At 59.2% G+C, this 16,175-nt stretch carries 18 protein-coding genes; 7 read left to right on the top strand and 11 right to left on the bottom strand.

The genetic code is table 11. The features are described from left to right. Nucleotides 1–726 carry a flagellar basal-body rod protein FlgF gene (gene flgF, locus JKL45_RS03490; RefSeq protein WP_201859711.1) on the bottom strand — a complete coding sequence of 242 codons (726 nt, stop codon included), beginning with the start codon at nucleotides 724–726 and terminating at the stop codon, nucleotides 1–3. A 213-nt stretch (nucleotides 727–939) separates the two neighbouring features. Between flgF and motA the strand changes: the two genes are divergently transcribed. From motA to JKL45_RS03455, 7 genes are read left to right on the top strand one after another with little or no spacing between them, the layout of a single operon-like run. Beyond that, nucleotides 940–1,821 carry a flagellar motor stator protein MotA gene (motA, locus tag JKL45_RS03485; protein ID WP_201859710.1) on the top strand — a complete coding sequence of 294 codons (882 nt, stop codon included), beginning with the start codon at nucleotides 940–942 and terminating at the stop codon, nucleotides 1,819–1,821. Between the two features lie 3 nt (nucleotides 1,822–1,824). Further along, nucleotides 1,825–2,754 carry a flagellar motor switch protein FliM gene (locus tag JKL45_RS03480; RefSeq protein WP_201859709.1) on the top strand — a complete coding sequence of 310 codons (930 nt, stop codon included), beginning with the start codon at nucleotides 1,825–1,827 and terminating at the stop codon, nucleotides 2,752–2,754. Beyond that, nucleotides 2,738–3,049 (top strand): hypothetical protein, encoded by a 312-nt coding sequence (locus JKL45_RS03475; protein ID WP_201859708.1) that lies wholly within the window; start codon nucleotides 2,738–2,740, stop codon nucleotides 3,047–3,049. Before JKL45_RS03480 ends, JKL45_RS03475 begins: the two co-directional genes overlap by 17 nt. 11 nt (nucleotides 3,050–3,060) lie before the next feature. After that, nucleotides 3,061–3,414: a flagellar motor switch protein FliN gene (fliN, locus tag JKL45_RS03470; protein ID WP_210345649.1), complete on the top strand. Its 354-nt coding sequence runs from the start codon at nucleotides 3,061–3,063 to the stop codon at nucleotides 3,412–3,414. 14 nt (nucleotides 3,415–3,428) lie between these two features. Continuing rightward, nucleotides 3,429–4,457 carry a flagellar motor switch protein FliG gene (locus JKL45_RS03465; protein WP_201859707.1) on the top strand — a complete coding sequence of 343 codons (1,029 nt, stop codon included), beginning with the start codon at nucleotides 3,429–3,431 and terminating at the stop codon, nucleotides 4,455–4,457. Nucleotides 4,458–4,474: 17 nt separating this feature from the next. Continuing rightward, on the top strand, nucleotides 4,475–5,539 hold the full coding sequence (gene flhB / locus JKL45_RS03460; RefSeq protein WP_201859706.1) for a flagellar biosynthesis protein FlhB: 1,065 nt from the start codon (nucleotides 4,475–4,477) through the stop codon (nucleotides 5,537–5,539). Further along, the gene (locus JKL45_RS03455; RefSeq protein ID WP_201859705.1) at nucleotides 5,536–6,039 is read left to right on the top strand and encodes a BspJ family T4SS effector nucleomodulin; all 504 of its coding nucleotides are present in this window, start codon (nucleotides 5,536–5,538) and stop codon (nucleotides 6,037–6,039) included. The genes flhB and JKL45_RS03455 overlap by 4 nt, the downstream gene beginning before the upstream one ends. A 764-nt stretch (nucleotides 6,040–6,803) precedes the next feature. Here the strand turns inward: JKL45_RS03455 and JKL45_RS03445 are convergent. From JKL45_RS03445 to JKL45_RS03400, 10 genes are all read right to left on the bottom strand, one after another. Then, nucleotides 6,804–7,313 (bottom strand): transglycosylase SLT domain-containing protein, encoded by a 510-nt coding sequence (locus JKL45_RS03445; RefSeq protein WP_246498263.1) that lies wholly within the window; start codon nucleotides 7,311–7,313, stop codon nucleotides 6,804–6,806. 58 nt (nucleotides 7,314–7,371) lie between these two features. Continuing rightward, a complete protein-coding gene (gene fliK, locus JKL45_RS03440; RefSeq protein ID WP_201859702.1) occupies nucleotides 7,372–8,316 on the bottom strand; it encodes a flagellar hook-length control protein FliK in 945 nt (314 codons plus the stop codon). A 419-nt stretch (nucleotides 8,317–8,735) separates the two neighbouring features. Beyond that, nucleotides 8,736–10,022, bottom strand: coding sequence for a MotC family chemotaxis protein (locus tag JKL45_RS03435; RefSeq protein ID WP_201859701.1), 1,287 nt, complete (start codon nucleotides 10,020–10,022; stop codon nucleotides 8,736–8,738). Between the two features lie 5 nt (nucleotides 10,023–10,027). Further along, nucleotides 10,028–11,251 (bottom strand): MotB family protein, encoded by a 1,224-nt coding sequence (locus tag JKL45_RS03430; RefSeq protein WP_246498261.1) that lies wholly within the window; start codon nucleotides 11,249–11,251, stop codon nucleotides 10,028–10,030. Continuing rightward, a complete protein-coding gene (locus JKL45_RS03425; protein ID WP_201859700.1) occupies nucleotides 11,248–11,904 on the bottom strand; it encodes a hypothetical protein in 657 nt (218 codons plus the stop codon). The genes JKL45_RS03430 and JKL45_RS03425 overlap by 4 nt, the downstream gene beginning before the upstream one ends. Continuing rightward, the gene (gene fliF, locus JKL45_RS03420; RefSeq protein ID WP_201859699.1) at nucleotides 11,901–13,538 is read right to left on the bottom strand and encodes a flagellar basal-body MS-ring/collar protein FliF; all 1,638 of its coding nucleotides are present in this window, start codon (nucleotides 13,536–13,538) and stop codon (nucleotides 11,901–11,903) included. The genes JKL45_RS03425 and fliF overlap by 4 nt, the downstream gene beginning before the upstream one ends. A gap of 124 nt (nucleotides 13,539–13,662) precedes the next feature. Next, nucleotides 13,663–14,400 (bottom strand): flagellar type III secretion system pore protein FliP, encoded by a 738-nt coding sequence (fliP, locus tag JKL45_RS03415; RefSeq protein ID WP_201859698.1) that lies wholly within the window; start codon nucleotides 14,398–14,400, stop codon nucleotides 13,663–13,665. A 57-nt stretch (nucleotides 14,401–14,457) separates the two neighbouring features. After that, nucleotides 14,458–14,967, bottom strand: a complete 510-nt coding sequence (locus tag JKL45_RS03410; RefSeq protein WP_201859697.1) for a flagellar basal body-associated FliL family protein — start codon at nucleotides 14,965–14,967, stop codon at nucleotides 14,458–14,460. A gap of 22 nt (nucleotides 14,968–14,989) precedes the next feature. Further along, a complete protein-coding gene (gene flgH, locus JKL45_RS03405) occupies nucleotides 14,990–15,688 on the bottom strand; it encodes a flagellar basal body L-ring protein FlgH (protein ID WP_201859696.1) in 699 nt (232 codons plus the stop codon). After that, nucleotides 15,685–16,161 carry a MotE family protein gene (locus JKL45_RS03400; RefSeq protein ID WP_246498259.1) on the bottom strand — a complete coding sequence of 159 codons (477 nt, stop codon included), beginning with the start codon at nucleotides 16,159–16,161 and terminating at the stop codon, nucleotides 15,685–15,687. Before JKL45_RS03400 ends, flgH begins: the two co-directional genes overlap by 4 nt. Between the last annotated feature and the right edge of the window lie 14 nt (nucleotides 16,162–16,175).

The raw sequence follows: 16,175 nt of genomic DNA, 5'->3' as shown, positions 1-16,175 counted from the left end.
TCAGGTGCTAGGACCCAGGGTCTTGATCGCATCCATGAGGGTCGATTCGCTCTCCTGGATCGTCGTCGCTGCGCTCTCGAAGCTTCTCTGAACGGCAATCATCTTGGTCATTTCCAGAACCGGATTGACGTTCGAGCCCTCACTGTAGCCCTGCTGGATGCTGTTCGAGTTGAAGTCCTGAACCACGTCGCCCGGGACGCTCGAGATCACGCCCGAATTTCGATAGCGGGTGAGCTTGGCGTCAGGTCTCAGGTTGAAGAGGCCGATGGCTCCAACCTGGTTGTCGCCCTGGGAGATCGTGCCGTCCCGGCCGATCGTGGGAGTTCCTGCCATCGGGTCGAGGGCAATAGGAGCGCCGCCTGCATCGAGGACCTGAAATCCTTCGACCGTCATCAGATCGCCGTTCTCATTCATCTTGAACCGGCCGTCCCGCGTGTAGACGGGCCCGTTGGGACCGGTGAAGGCGAACCAGGCCTCTCCCTGTATCGCGACATCGAGTGGATTGTCGGTCTTGATGACAGGTCCCGTGCGCCGGGACACGAAGTTCTGGCCGGACGACGCGAAGGACACGTTCTCCTTTGCCGCCAGAGACAGGATCTCCTCGAACTTCACCTCGTCCGCGCGAAAGCCGCCCGTGTTGATGTTGGCAACATTGTTCGCAATCGTGCTGAGGCGCTTTTCCATGGCCACTTGGGCGGACAGCGACACATAAAGCGAAGATTGCATCTGAACTCCTCCAGCCTGCGCCCCTGCGGGACGCCGATGTCACCAGGCAGCGTGTGAGGCGTGCCGAGTGCGGCAGCTGCAGGCCCGATGATCAATGCAGGATCCGTAGTCGAGCAGCCTTGCACGAGGCTTGCTCCCGCTTTTCCAGCTTCGCGCAAGCCTCCGCGGTTAGGACATCGTCAACAGGTTGGATTTCGAGAGAGGACTAAGGCATTGGGCGTCTTGATCGGACTGGCAGTTGCCATCGGCTCGCTCGTCAGCGGCTATGTCGCCATGGGCGGACATTTGGCCGTCATCTGGCAGCCTTGGGAATATGTAATCATCTGCGGCATCGCGATCGGCACCTTCATCATTGCCAATCCTATGGCTCTCGTGAAGGACACCGGACGCGCCGCCCGTGAGGCAATCACCGGGGCTGTCCCCAAGCGGGAGCACTACCTCTCGATCCTGGGCCTCCTCTATGCCTTGATGCGGGAGTTGAAGAACAGGCCGCGCAATGAGGTCGAGGGGCATATCGATCAGCCTGAGGAATCGGAGATCTTCAAATCGTTTCCGAGCGTCCTGAAGGACAAGGACCTGACCCTCTTCATCTGCGACTATGCCCGCCTGATCATCATCGGCAATGCCCGTCCCCACGAGATCGAAGCGCTCATGGAGGAGGAGATCTCGACCCTCAAGCGGGATCGGACGAAGCCGTATTATTCTCTCAACACCGTCTCAGAAGCCCTGCCGGCCCTTGGCATTGTGGCTGCCGTGCTCGGGATCGTGAAGGCTCTCGGCGCCATTGACCAATCACCCGCGATCCTGGGTGGCCTGATCGCCTCCGCCCTGGTGGGAACATTCGTCGGCATCTTTATCTCCTACGCGTTCCTGTCGCCCCTGGCCAACAAGGTCAAGGCGACGCGAGAGAAGCAGACCCGTGTCTATGTGATCGTGAAGCAGGCGCTTATCGCCTACATGAATGGCGCTCTGCCGCAGATTGCCGTCGAGCATGGCCGCAAGGGTATCTCGGTGGAATACCGCCCGACGATCGACGAGGTTGAGGCCGCCACCACGACGGGCGGCCGGTCCGAAGAGCTGAAAGAGGCGGCCTAAGCGATGAGCGGGACACATAGCGCCAACGACATTCGCGATATGCTGCTGGACTCGGCGGGCCTTTCGCTCGACCGACTGCCGATGTTGCATGTCATCTTCGACCGCATGACCACGAGCTGTGCGGAGCATCTGCGCCACATGGCGGCTTCGCCCATGTACTACTCGCTCAGCGGCCTCGAGAGCGGGCGAGTCAGCGAAATCCTCGAGATGTACGAGGCCAATGCGGTCGCCGGCATCTTCCATGCGCCTGAGTGGGACAGCCACATCCTGATCGGTTTCGATCGCGACTTCATCTACACGATGGTGGAAGTGCTCTTCGGATCCGACGGATCCGAGGCGCCCGTCGAGGAGGCGCGCGGCTTCTCCACCATCGAGCTGCGGATGGCGCAGACCCTGTTCGAGCAGGTTGCCAAGGCCCTGCAAGCCTCCTTCGCACTGGTCGCCGACACCAAGTTCAAGCTCGAGCGCATCGAAACCCGCATGGACTTTGCGGTCATCGGGCGCCGGAACAATCAGGCGGTAGCAGCGAAGTTCCTGCTCCAGGCACTCAACCGCGGCGGCGAGATGTTCGTCGTTATTCCGCAATCGGTCCTGAACCCGATGCGCAAGGTGCTCTCCCGCGTGGTTTCCAGCGAATCATCCGGCCGGGATCCCCGCTGGATGAAGCAGATCGCGACCGAGGTGAAGAAGACGGAAGTAACGCTCAAAGCGGTGCTCGAAGAGCGCTTCCTTTCCCTGGGCGAGATCGCCGACCTGAAGGTGGGTGACGTCATCGAGCTGCAGGCAACGCCCCGCAGCCGGGTCAAGCTCGAAGGTAATCATCAGGGTCTGTTCTGGTGCAATATCGGCCAGTCTGAAGGCAGCTACGTCCTTAAAGTCGACGAGCACATCGACCAAGAAAAGGAATTCCTCGACGATGTCCTCCCTCGCTAACGTCATCCTCTTCCTGGCTCTTGTCACGACCAGCATCATGGTTGCGGTCATGTACGTGAAGCTCAAGAAGCTCGATCGGTATCATGCCGAGTATCAGCAGATCTTCGACAGAACGGGAGATGCCCTCAAAGGCGCTCAGACGGCGGTCATGAGCTTTGGGGCTGAAGGCAAGGAGACGCTCGCCCTGCTTGGTTCGCGCATCGAGGAGGCCAAAGCGGTTGCGGCGCAGCTGGAGACGCTCACGCGAGAGGCCAGCCGGCAAACGCAGCCACGCTCCAATTCTCTTAATTCGTAAGGTTCACTCCCATGACAAATCCCTTCGAAAGCAAGTCTCACGACAAGGCCATCTGGCAGCAGGAGAGTGCCATCTCCTCGCAGGACGACAAGCTCGGCGGCAGGAATCTCGATTCCATCCTGCGTATTCCGGTCACAATCCAGGTGGTTCTCGGATCCGCCACCATGCCTGTCGCCAACCTGATGAAGCTCGGCAGAGGAGCCATCGTTCCGCTCGATCACCGCGTCGGCGAGCCTGTCGATGTCGTGGTCAACGGCAGAATCATCGCCCGCGGTGAAGTGGTGGTTGTCGAAGATGACAATTCCCGCTTCGGGATCTCGCTGACCGAGATCGTGGGTCCTCCGAGCAACGATCTTAACGGCTGAAGTGGCTTTTCCGCATGGTCGCACCAGTTCCCATGAAGGCGAATGGCTCTAAGGTCCTCAAAGGTCCGGAGCGCGTCGCAACACTGCTTTTTGCAATGGGGAAACCTGCTGCCAGTAGGGTCCTCAAGCATTTCAGCGAAGATGAAATCCGCCTCGTCACCAAGTCGGCCGCGCAACTGGGCCCCGTCTCACCCACGCAGATCGAGCAGTTGGTAGAGGAATTCGCATCCAACTTCACGGACGGAGCGGACCTCATCGGAGGCGCCTCCCACATCGAGAAGCTGCTGACCGGAATTTTGAGCCCGGAGCAGATCGCCAGCATCATGAGCGAGGTGGTCGGCAATGCCAACAGGAGCATCTGGGAGCGGATCTCGACGGTGTCGGAAAGCGCCATCGCTTCCTACCTGATGAAGGAGCATCCGCAGACGGCGGCCCTGATCCTCTCCAAGGTCAAGCCCTCCTGCGCCGCGAAGGTGATGGCACAGCTTCCTCAGCCGCTTCGGAACAACCTCATGCGCCGTATGCTCAGCATGAAGCCGATCGTGGACGAGACCATGAAGAATATCGAGAAGACGCTCCATGAGGACTTCATGGCAAACTTCTCGAAGAACGCCGGTGCTGACACCCACGCCAAGATCGCCGACATCATCAACAAGATGGAACGCGATCACATGGAAGATGTCCTGACCAACCTCTCGACCGTTCGCCCCAAATCGGCGGAAATCCTCAGAGGGCTGCTCTTCACGTTCGACGATATCGTCAAGCTTACTCCGAAGGATCGTACGACGCTGTTCGATCAGGTACCCCCGGATCGTGTCGTTCTCGCGCTCAAGGGAACGAACGACGAGTTCCGCAAGGTTGTCCTGTCGGCTCTCTCATCGCGCGTGCGCCGCATGATCGAGCACGAGCTGAACAGCAAGGAACCCTCGTCGCATCGCGATATCGCAGAGGCGCGCCGGACCATTACGGATCTTGCACTCGAGATGGCCGGTCGCGGAGAGATCGTCATCAATTCAGAGACTGAGGATGAAGCCTACTTCTAACCGGCAGGCTTCAGCACATGTCTGATACGGATGACAAGGACAGTAAAACAGAAGCACCTTCCGACAAGAAGGTCCGCGATGCCCTGGAGAAGGGAAACGTTCCTTTCTCCAGGGAGGCGCCTCTGTTTGCCTCGATCCTGGGCATTCTCATCGGACTGACCTTTGCGGTCCGAAGCAATACTGTAACCCTGACGGAGAAACTGTCGCTCTTCATCAACCGGCCGCAGGATTTTCGCCTTGATACGGGTGCCGACGCGGCAAACCTGATTCAGGCTGTTGCCATCGAGGTGGGACAATGCCTACTTCCGGTTATCGTCATCCTGGCCGCCTGCAGCCTCTCGGCTTCCATCCTTCAGAACGTTCCGTCCATGGTGTCGAAGAGGATCAGGCCGCAATGGAACAGGATCTCCCCCGTCGGCGGATGGAAGCGCATCTTCGGCCGGCAGGGCCTCGTCGAATTCTTGAAGTCGTTGTTCAAGTTCGGAACGATGACAATAGTCAGCATCCTGCTCCTGAGATCGGAGCAACATAAGGTCTTGAATGCCATGTTCAGTGATCCGTCCCTTCTTCCGGAGCTGATGTTGACCATGGCGATGCGTCTCGTCTCCGCCATCGCGATCGCCACAATCGTCCTCGTCGCCGCCGACCTGCTCTGGGCCCGATTCAAGTGGCACAGTGACCTGAAGATGACCAAGCAGGAGGTGAAGGAGGAATACAAGCAGATGGAAGGTGATCCCATGGTCAAGGCGCGCATGCGCTCCCTGGCTCAGGATCGAAGCCGTAAGCGGATGTTGGCGGCCGTGCCGAAAGCCACCTTCGTCATCGCAAATCCAACACACTACGCAATTGCCTTGCGCTACGAGCGCAGCGAGGCAAGCGCACCGATCGTCGTTGCCAAGGGGCAGGACCTTATCGCGCTCAAGATTCGCGAGATCGCCGAGAAGAGCGGCGTTCCCGTTATCGAAGACAAGCCTCTGGCAAGATCCATGTACAATCATGTTGAGGTGGATCGCATGATTCCTCCTGACTTCTACAAAGCCGTCGCACAGATCCTGTTCTACATTCTCACGAGGTCGAAATGAGAAGCCTTCGCACCGTGGACGTGGTGGCCTCGTCAATCGAGCATCTGGATATTCAGGCTTTCGAGGAGGTCCTCGCATGCAATATCAAGGATGTCATTGCGGATTTCTGCCTCGCGGATTCAGAGATCATCAGGTTCTATGCGGACAACCAGCTGCACGGAAACATGGATGAGATGCTGACCTCATCGGCGGAACTGTTCTTCAAGGGCGAGACGCTGTCGTACGGCCATGTCGCCCATGTTAGAACAGTCCGGGGCGATCAATCCTGTGTCGTTCTCGATATGGAGTTCGTGCACGATTCGGTGACCGTCTTCTTCCAGATCATCTTCGGCGACTACTACATCGGTGTGAAGATCAGCAGGGTTCTGCTCGACCCAACCTTCAAGCGGTCCGAATTCAATCTATCCTCCTTCGCGCGCATCGTCTCCTCCGCACGCTTGCGGCCTCTGCCTCCGCGCTTCCAACCCTCCTACTGCCTTGCCAACGCTGTTCGGCATTGATGGCTGAGCGCTGGCGGCTTTCCCTTATGACTCGTAAAGCAGTCTCCACAGTTGCATTATTCTTGGTTGCGGGCACGGTCTCGGCGTGCAACCCGACGGACGGTCCTTATCGCCAAGGCCCATGGGGGCACGCTTCCACGCCGAGGGGCTATCCTGCATATTCCGCTCCTTGGGGTATGCCGCCCGTTCCCTCCATGGGCGAAGTTGTCGTTCAGCAGGTCAATGACCCAATCCATGTCGTAGAGGCGCCTTTGCACCCTGTCCGGAAAGGCTATGCTGCCCATATGGAGCCGGAGCCGCCTATGCTACTTCCAGGTCGGCCCGCGATTGGTGCAGGCCCAGGCCAGGAACCTCCCCCCGCGCCCGGTTCCCAGTATCCTGCCCCTGGGCAACGCGAGACCAGCGCTGATGTCCAGGCCAGTGCTCCAGGTGTCTTCACGCCACCTCAACGCCCATCTTCCTATGCCGGCACGTGGAAGGCCAGCGTCGGATCCCTCTCATGCCGCATCCAACTCTCGAGTGTCCCATCCCTTGATCTGTATAAAGCTTCGACTCAGAGCTGTTCCAGCGACGCCCTGAGGACGGTCAATGCATGGAGCATCCGTGACAATGAGGTCATCCTGTTCTCGCGCGGGCAGATTATCGCCCGTTTGTCAGGTGCCGAGGCGGCTCTCTCAGGCACGTTGAGCGGCTCCAAGACTGAAGTGATGATGACACGTTAAGATTACACGTCTCGCCGGGAATATAAACTCTGCGGAACTATTCTAGTCTGCCGAAGCGGTCTGCCCGGGATTGAGACCCGGAGCATCTGCGCAGAACGATCGCGCGCCAGGGGTCCAGGCACCGAATCCCGTTGCGACCATGTTGGCAATGACGCGACAGACATATCGCTTCTGGGCCGGATCGTTGTTGGGCCCGGCATGATAACGCGCAACCGCCATGGTCCACGTCTCATGGCGCGCCTTCAGTTCCTTGAGAAAGCGGGCGGCATATTCCACGTTCATGCGCGGGTTCAGCATGCTCTCTAGGGAGGGGAACTTTTCGCGATGAAAGTGATGGTTGATCTGCATGCACCCCATATCGACCAGCTTGGCTCCGGATCGGCTCGCCTGCTCGAACTTTTGGATCGCCTCAGTCGCACTGTTGGAGAAGACCGCTTTGCCTTCAACGTTCATGGCATAGGGCTGCAGGCTGCCTCGCTTTCCTGTCTCAGTGAGGCCCACGGAGTAGAGCATTCCCAGCGGAACACCATACAAAGCGGAAGCGCGCATCATTTCCCGCTCGCAAAGCCCTGCTTGAGGCTGAGCGACAGCGGGTGTCACCTGAATAGCGCTAGAGGTAAACCCCACCAGAGCTGCCGCTGCCGTCAGCCCGATTCTGCTTCGGCTCAATGCGTATTTCCGCCTCGTTCCGCCCATGATGTTTAGAGGAGTGGTTCTGGCCGCCTGCATTGCCTTGGAAGCTTTGGTCTTGCGCCCCCGAATGCGGTCGCTGGAATGAATTGCGGTCATGGGTGGTTGGTTCAGCAGTCTGAATATTGATCACGTCTGGCCGGTAACCGGAGGTTCTCAGCAGGCCGGAGAGTTTCTCGGCATCATTTCTGAGGAGTTCAGCCGTTTCCTGTTTCTCCACCTGCAGTTCCATCTCTAAGCTATCGCCGGATAGGCGCATCTTGATTGTCACAAGCCCCAACTCCACCGGGTTGAGTTGAAGGCTGAGAACCCTGAGAACGCCTCCTGAGGCGCGGGCCACGGCAACGCGGTGCACTCCATCACCCTGAAAAGACGGCTGCTGGAGGTCAGACACCTCAGACACATCGTCCAGGATCGCTCGGGCCATCTGGTGGAGCGTTCCGGCTGGTAGCGAACCGCCATCGGCCTTCTGGAGCCCTGGTGCAGTTTGTTTCTGCACTTCAGCCCGATCAGCCATGCGCCCGAGAGAGACCCTGTCGAGGTTTATCTCCTCGTCTCTCTGACGAAGGCTGGCCGGCTCGGCATCATGGATCACCGGCTCATCGCCTGATCGATGCTGCGGATTGATAGAAGGCTGCTTCGTTGCGGCCTCCATGGATTTCTTGACGCCAAGATCGTTTGAAAGAGCTTCGGTCGAAAGCTCGGTCGACTCTGCAGATGTCGTCTCCTGAAGTGCTGCGTCGAAACCCTCGACGACAGGTCGAAAATGGGTTTCCTGGTTCTGAACGGAAACTGACAGCTTCGGCCCGATGGCAGAGCTCAAGATACTGTCAGCCGTTGCGTCCGAGGTCAGCGACGGCAGCATCGAAGAAGCACCTCTGTGCATTTCGGGTTCGGCCTGGCCGCTGGCACCGGTCTGGGACAGAATGCGGGGTAGAAGGCTCTCAAGAGCGGAGTAGACCTGGCTTCCTGCAGGAGGGGCGGTTGTTCCCGCAGAGGATCCGTCCGGCACAGTGGCCGAGAGCAGAGCCTGCAATTCAGTCGGACCGCTTGATGTCGATTCCACCCCCTGCTCGGTCAGGTTCAACAGATTGCCATCCTGAAGCAGGGCCACATTCTCCCGGCTCTGCTCGCGCGAGAGCCCTTCGAGCAGCGTATCGAACCCTGTCAGCCCCTCGCCGGAGCCGTTGCCGCCCTGCCGAGCATCGGATGGGGAAGGACCGCGCAGCGTCTGATTGGATTCAATCGGGCGCGAGGGTGTCTGAGGCATGAGATCGAGACGGTTCATTGACTTACGGAAGCCTGGTTCTTGATTAACGTGTCGACGCGGCTCAAGGCGTCACGGGCTTTGGATAAGGCCTGAAGCTGTTCCAGCCCTTGCGCTTGAATGTTCAGGTCTGCCGTCTTCTCGGCGGCTGCCTTGGTAGGCAAGGGCATCGCCTTTTCAACCTGAGCAGCGGGTGCGCCTGGCATCGTCTGGATGTGACTGGCCATTGCAATGGCCGAATCCAGCAAGGACACGTCACTAGGGGGAAGAGCTGACCGATCGAGCTGGCGGAGCTCTTCGGTCGCAGCTTTGATACTCTCCGGTGAGGTGATCATGGAGGCTGCACGATAAAGCCTTGCGCGTGCGGCACTGACAGCGTCGCCCTCTACCAGTTCCTTGGCTTTGTCGGCCAGCAGGCGAGCGGATTTGGTAAATCCCTGTTCGACGGATGCGCGGGCGGCAAGAAGGTATAGGTCGCGCCTTGCCTCGGGTTCCAGTTCCTGCATCATCGCGACAAAGCCATCGAAGCGGGATTTGTTCTGACCGAAGTCGATGCGCGGCGAGGCCGATGCCAGACGCTGCCGGAAATTGCCGGCATAGACCGAGTGCCGGAAGCGCCTGAGGTAATCTGTTGCGAGGGATTGAAACTTTTCGATGTGGCCCGTCTGGCTTGCAACAAAAACCTGCCGCCGTAGCGCGGCTTCTTCGAAAAGCGTACCAGGAGCTTGGAGCCGTACGAAGTCGAGCAGCTCATCGGACTTTGCAGGATCTTTCCGTACAACGAGTGCCGACTGGACAAGCGCCAGCTGCGCGCTCATGGTCGGTGGAAAGGTTCGCGGATCCAGGGACACGAGGGCGTTGTAGGCGGCCTCTTCTCGCCCCTCGACATAGGCGAGAGCTCCTTCGACGAGAGGCCTTTCATTCTCGGTGACCACGGAAGATCCCATTTCCAGAAGCTTCCGCAAAAGACCAGGATTGCCGCCGCTCAGAACGAACAACACGGCCGCATGAACGTTCTTGCCGTTCTGCCAGACCTCCGGCGCCAGTTCCATAAACCGGATGTCCAAAACACCCAGCAGGCCCCGTTGCCCGATATGAGCCTCCGTCGAGCCTATCGCGATCTGATCCTGCATCAGGTGCAGGGTACGCACCATCTGCAGAGGACTGGGAACTGCCAAGGGCCGGGCCTCATCCTCAGACTTAGATTCCGGCGCGGTCTCGGCAGGGCGGCCGCTCTCGTTCGCAGAGCCATGCGCAACGAACAGCAGAAACATTCCGAGAGCAGAGAGCAGGCGCAATTTCACCGTCATCACTCCTGCAGAAGAATCTCGACCCGGCGGTTCTGGTCGGCATTTGGATCGGACGGGATCTTCGGCTCCCGGTCCGCATATCCCTCGACACGAACGATCCTCTTCTCATCCAAGCCTCCCCGGACGAGCATGTACAAGGCCATCTGGGCTCTGGCATGGGACAGACGCCAGTTGTCGTAATTGGCCGATTTGAAGGGTCGTGCGTCAGTGTGACCACGGATCACGATCTTCCCCGGACGCGCCTGCAGGATCTTGGCGATCTCGGCCATGGCGCGTACGACCTTGGCATGCGGTTCTGCGGAGCCAAGCGCGAACATCGTAAAGTCGAAATCATCCGTGAGGCTGATCAGAGTCCCTGCACCTGTCCGGCGGACCTCAATATGCGGTTGAGGTGTGACTTCCTTCGTCGGCTGAACGGCCTTGAGGATTTCCCGCTTCAGCTCTGCCGCCTTCTGATCGGCGGCATTTATCTCCGCCGCATTCTGTTCTGCGGATGATCCAGGGGCAACTGGAGGCGCAACCCGTCCCTCAGAGGATGACACATTCCCTGCAGGTTCCTGCTGTTGCGTTTTGTGACCTGTCTGTGGCTTTTCGCTTAAGGACGCGATTGCATCCATAATGGCTTTGGATGGCGCGGACGGTGCCGTGCCTGGCTTCAGCGGGGTGTCCGTCTTCATTTCTTCGACGGGTGCAACCTGCCAGTAGAGCGGATCGAATGGGTCGCGGAAAGCCTCGCCGGCCTTCAGCCCAGGCACGTCGTTCTCACCAGGCGTGACGTCAGCGCCGAGTGTATCGTGCGGCGTTGGCTCGATCTCATCTGCGATTCGGGCGAGCACAGCATAAGGGTCCTGGAACAGGGCCCCCTCCTTGAACCGAGGCTTCTGCAACTGGTGGGACTTCCCACCTGTTCCCTCGCCGCTTCCTTTTTCCTTACCGTCCTTCGTATTATCGGTCTCGTTATCCGGAGGCACATTCTGCGGGTCGTCGAGCCCCTTCTTGTTTGGGGTCGATTCCGCAAGCTGCACCGGGTTGAAATAGTTGGCTACGCCGCTGCGCGTCTCCTCATCCGTCAGGCTGATAAGCCACATGACAAGAAAAAAGGCCATCATTGCGGTCATGAAGTCTGCGTGAGCGATCTTCCACGCCCCACCCTTCACGACATCCTCGCCGTCACCGCCTCTCCTGACGATGACGATTTCCTGCTTATCCGACTTCGACATCATGATTCAGCTTTCAAAACCTGCTCGAGCCGATCCGACCAAGCTCGCAGTTGGGTCTGAGCGGTCGTGTCGCAGGTGGTGACGCTCACCTCGATTTGGTCGCCAGGAAGGAAATCGATCGCGGCGCCATGAGGGCCGAGATTTTCTTTTAAGGTCTGCAAGAGGTCCTCAGGACCTACGATCTTCATCGTCCCAGTGTTTTCGCCGAGAAGAAGCGTTGCGAGCACTTCCCTGAACTCGACGATGCTCCGCTGCCGGAAAGCTTCGGACACGAAAGGCCTTAGGATATTGGCTACTCTTTCGGAAAGTATGGCTTCGATCCGGCCGAGGCCTTCTACGACCAACGTCGAGAGCGGACCGGTCTGCTGCTCAACCCAGATCACCCGTTGCGCCGACAGCTCTTCCTCATAGCGTGCCTTTTCGGCCGCAACCGCATCCTCAAGCTGCTGGCGAGCAACCTCCCTCTCTTCAGCTCTCACTTTCGCCTCGAGAGCTTTCACGATTTCAGCCTGCCGGTCCACCGCCGGTGGTGGCGGCGGCGCCAGATCGGGTTCGGGTGCAACCTTGACGGTGCGCAGAACGCCAATCCCCATTAATCCGCTGCGGGGCTCTGGCGAGAAATCCTCCAGCAGGCTGGCGATCGCTCCGGCCATCATGCAGCCTCCCGACCGAGCCACTGCTTCAGCACGGCAGCGGCATGCTCTTCGCTGAGCTCAATGATCTGCTCGAGCTTGCGCTGAGGCGTACGGGGCATCTCGATGAGGTTCTGCTCCTCCCGTTCAAGTGCAGCTTGCAGCGCCTGCCTTCCATTCTCATTTTCAGCCTCTTCGGCCTCGGCTGCAGCCAGAGAAGCCGCCTGCTCGCGCTGAAGCTCAAGTTCAGCCTGATGGCGCGCCATCAGCATTCTCACGGCAGGACGCAGCCCAAACCAGATCATCATCGCGCACAGAGCCAGAATGGTCAGGGCATTCACGACCGTGCCGAACTGGCGCATGAGAATCTCGGTCAGCGACGGCCCCGAAACCGGCTGCAGCATGCCGCCGTCGTCGACGAAGCTCACAGCCGCGACCTTGATCTGGTCGCCACGCGTCTTGCTGAAGCCGGTGGCCGAGGAAACCAGCTGCTCGATCTCCGCGATCTTGGCCTCCATCTCTGCAGGAGTGGCATTCTCGCCCAGCAGGGATGCAATCCGAGACCTGTTCACCAGCACGGCGACCGAGAGATTTTTGATCTGGTAGCCGTCACTGATGGTCTGGATCGTCTTCGAAGAAATTTCGTAGTTGGTCAGTTCCTCGCGACGCTGATTGTCTTCGCTCGAGCTGTCACCCGATTCGGCGCGGACACTCTCGTCCGGCAGATTCTGCTGGACGGTCGTCGGCTTCTGCCCGCTCTTGTTCTGCGCGACTTCCGTCTCCTTGACCGTACGAACCGAACGCTCGACTTTCGATTCGGGGTTGAAGATCGTCTCGCTGGTATTGACCTTATCCGTGCTCAGCCGCGCGGCCACGCTGATTTCGAAGTTGCCGGTACCGAGATAGGGCATCAGGGTGCGGCGGACGTTGTCCTGAATTTCCAAGCCTACTGTCTTCTCAAGCCGGGCCATCTTGCCCGTTGAAGCATTGCTGGCATCATCCCCGGACATGAGGAGGGTACCGTCGGTGTTCATGACGGTCACCTTGTCCACTGCCATTCCAGGGATGGCAGCGGCGACCAGGTGGCGGATGGCCTGGGCTGATGATGCATCGTCGGCCGGTGAGGTGCGAATGACCACGGAGGCGGAAGGTGCCTGCTGCTCGCGGCGGAACGAGCCGCGATCCGGAAGGACGATATGGACGCGGGCGGCCTTGATCCCCTTCATTCCCTGGATGGTGCGCGCCAGCTCGCCTTCGAGAGCACGAACCTTGGTGACCTCCTGCATGAAGGAGGTCAAGCCGAGTGAACCGAGATCGTTAAAGAGTTCGTAGCCGGATTTCGTGCTGTGCGGCAGCCCCTTTTCGGCGAGGAGCATCCTGGCGGCAGCCGTATTGCCATAGCTGACCAGGAGAGCCGTTCCGTCGGCGCTGACGTCGAAGGGGATACCCGCATCCTTGAGAACAGCGCCCATCCGACCGACATCTTCGCGGTCCAGGCCGGTGTACAACGTCTCCTGAGCCGGCCGGCTGAGGTAATAGGCTCCGACACCAACAGACAGGAAGACAGCAAGGCCGATGGCGGCCAAGGCAGCCAGGCGACGCGGGCCCAGCAGCAGCAAACTACTCCAGATTCTTTCGGCGTGTTGACGACCAGGCATGGGGAATCTCGGTACTGATAGAAGTTATCGAGACTACTTTTGCGTCGCCAACCTTGTGCGAAGGTTGCTGCCCCTTGGAGATTGCTCAATTCGTTGGTGGGGAGCTTGTCGTGTCAGACAGGAATTAGAAGTAGGAGCGCACCAAGCCGCTCACGAGGATGTTCCAACCGTCGATCAGGACGAAGAAGAGGATTTTGAATGGCAAGGCCAGAACGGTCGGCGGCATCATCATCATGCCCATGGACATCACCAGGGTGGCGACGATCATGTCGATCACAAGGAACGGGAGGGCGATTAGGAAGCCGATCTCGAATCCGCGCCTCAGTTCGGAGATCATGAAGGCAGGAATCAGGATGCGCAGGTCAATCTTCTCGCCCTCCTGGGGCTTCGGATAATTAACCGCCGCCAGATCGCTGAACATCTGGAGGTCCTTCGGTCTGACATGCGTCAGCATGAAATCCCGGAACGGCTCCGTCGTCCTGGTGAAAGCCTCCGTCTCGGTGATTCGGTTCTCTGTCAGCGGCCGAACGCCCTCATTCCAAGCTTTGTCGAAGGTCGGGCCCATGACGAAGAAGGTCATGAACAGGGACAGGCTGATCAGAAAGACATTGGCCGGCGTGCTCTGAAGTCCCAGCCCTGAGCGCAGGAACGAGAAGGCCACTACGAACCGGGTGAAGCTCGTCACCATGATCAGAAGACCCGGCGCGAGGGACAGCACGGTCAAGAGGACGACGAGCTGAATGATGCGCCCGCTGACAGCGCCTTCTCCCGAAGGAAGCAGAGCCTGAAGATCCGCCAACTGGGCATTGGCGCTGGTCGCCAGCAGAATGAATGCGCCAGTGAGGACGAGACGGAGAGGCATGGCAATGGTCTTTCGGGAAAATGAACTGGCGGCTTGAAAACTCAGACTGCGTTCGACCTACTGAACGATAAGGGTTTCGAGAACAAGCTCCTGAATGGCGCCCTTCGAGCGCAATTTGACGCGCTCATTGAGATCCTCCCTGAGATGCAGGAGGCCGCTCGGTCCTTGGATCTGTGCCAACGACAGAGTGCGGAGATAGGCCAAGATATCCTGCCTGATCTCACTGGCTATCACGTCGGGGTTCTGCTCACCGCCCATCTTGTAGACGATGGAAGCCTCCACCCTCACCCAATCCTCGCTCGAAGCGGCGAGATTCGTCACGACTGGAGCGAGCTTCTTGATCCCGATATTGCCTGCATATGGACTTGCAACCTCGGTCTTCTCAGGCAGCGCCTTGTACTTCTCCTCGACCCGCTTCTCGATACCGGAGACCATCACGAGCCCGAATCCGCCTCCGATTGCCGCCGAGAGCAGGGTCAGTAGGCCGAGCGTCAGGAGCCACCTCAGCGATCCCTCCCGGGCCGGTGCGCTGCCGGCTGGAGCCGGAAGTTCCAGGGCCTTGGCCATGTTTCCAATCCTCGTATTCTGGCTAGAAGGGGGTCAGAACATCGAACAGCTGATGCCCATAGGCGGGCTGCTGGACTTCCATGAGGCGTCCGCGTCCACCATAGGAAACTCTGGCCTCGGCGATCTTGTCGTAGCTGATGGTGTTCTTCGGCGAGATGTCGCGGGGTCGCACGATGCCGGCGATGTTGAGCACGCGAAGTTCGTAATTCACGCGCACCTCCTGCGAGCCGCTGATCACCACGTTGCCGTTCGGCAGCACCTCGTTCACAACAGCAGCAACCGACAGGCGCAGCTTCTCCGAGCGATCGATGGTCCCCTGCCCTGTCGACTTGGATGAGGAGTTGATGCCGCCATCTGCCGTACCATCCGCGTTCCAGCCCTCGAACGAGAAGGCATAATCGAGGCCGGCGCTCACCGAGGATCGCCTCGACCGGTCGCTGGCATTATCGAACTCCGCCTTGTCGTCAATCTGGATATTGACTGTCACGATATCGCCCACCTGCCGGGCCCTTGGGCTGGTGAAAAGGTCGGCGCTGGCATTGCTCCAGGTGGAGTTTGCGGCGGACGGGCCGGTGCCTTTGAAAAGGTGCGGGAGCGGCTCGCGGTCGACAGTGACCCCCGAGCCGACTGGCGTCATGCCCGGCTCACGCCCCAGATCCTCCGGCCTCGTCGCGCAAGCGGCGAGGAAACACAGGCCAATGATGGCAATGAGATGCTTCAATTTTGCCTCACAGGGTTCTTTTCGCGCTTGGGAGCGTCGGTAATGACATTGGCAAGCTGGGCGGCTCGGGCGGGCTCCATCTCATTGAGGACCGCGCTTGCGGCTCGCGGATTGAGCTTGGCGATGACCGCTGCTGCGATCTCTTCATCCATATTGGTGAGCTGGAGAGCAGCCGCGTCCGGGCGCATCCGCGAGTAGATCATGACGATCGTCTCATCGGCCTTCTCCAGAACCTCATTGCGACGCTTGAGCCATTCCTCATACTCGGCGCGCTTTGCCTCCAGAACCTTGATGCGTCCCTCGATTTCCTTTTCCATATCGGCAAGGGCCTGCTTCTGCAGCGCAAAGCGCGCATCCGAGGCCGCATCGGCGATATTGGTGCAATACTGGCTGTTCTTAGGTGACGCATTCGCTTCCTGGGCCTGAGCACCACCGGAAGTCATGATTCCCAGGATAAAGCTGCAGGCTGCCATTCGCCGCAACTTCT

Source organism: Microvirga soli (assembly GCF_016734765.1).
In the GTDB taxonomy this organism is placed as follows: Bacteria; Pseudomonadota; Alphaproteobacteria; order Rhizobiales; family Beijerinckiaceae; genus Microvirga; species Microvirga soli.
Note: the sequence above shows the minus strand (reverse complement) of the source record. Positions and strands in the feature narration are given on the sequence as shown.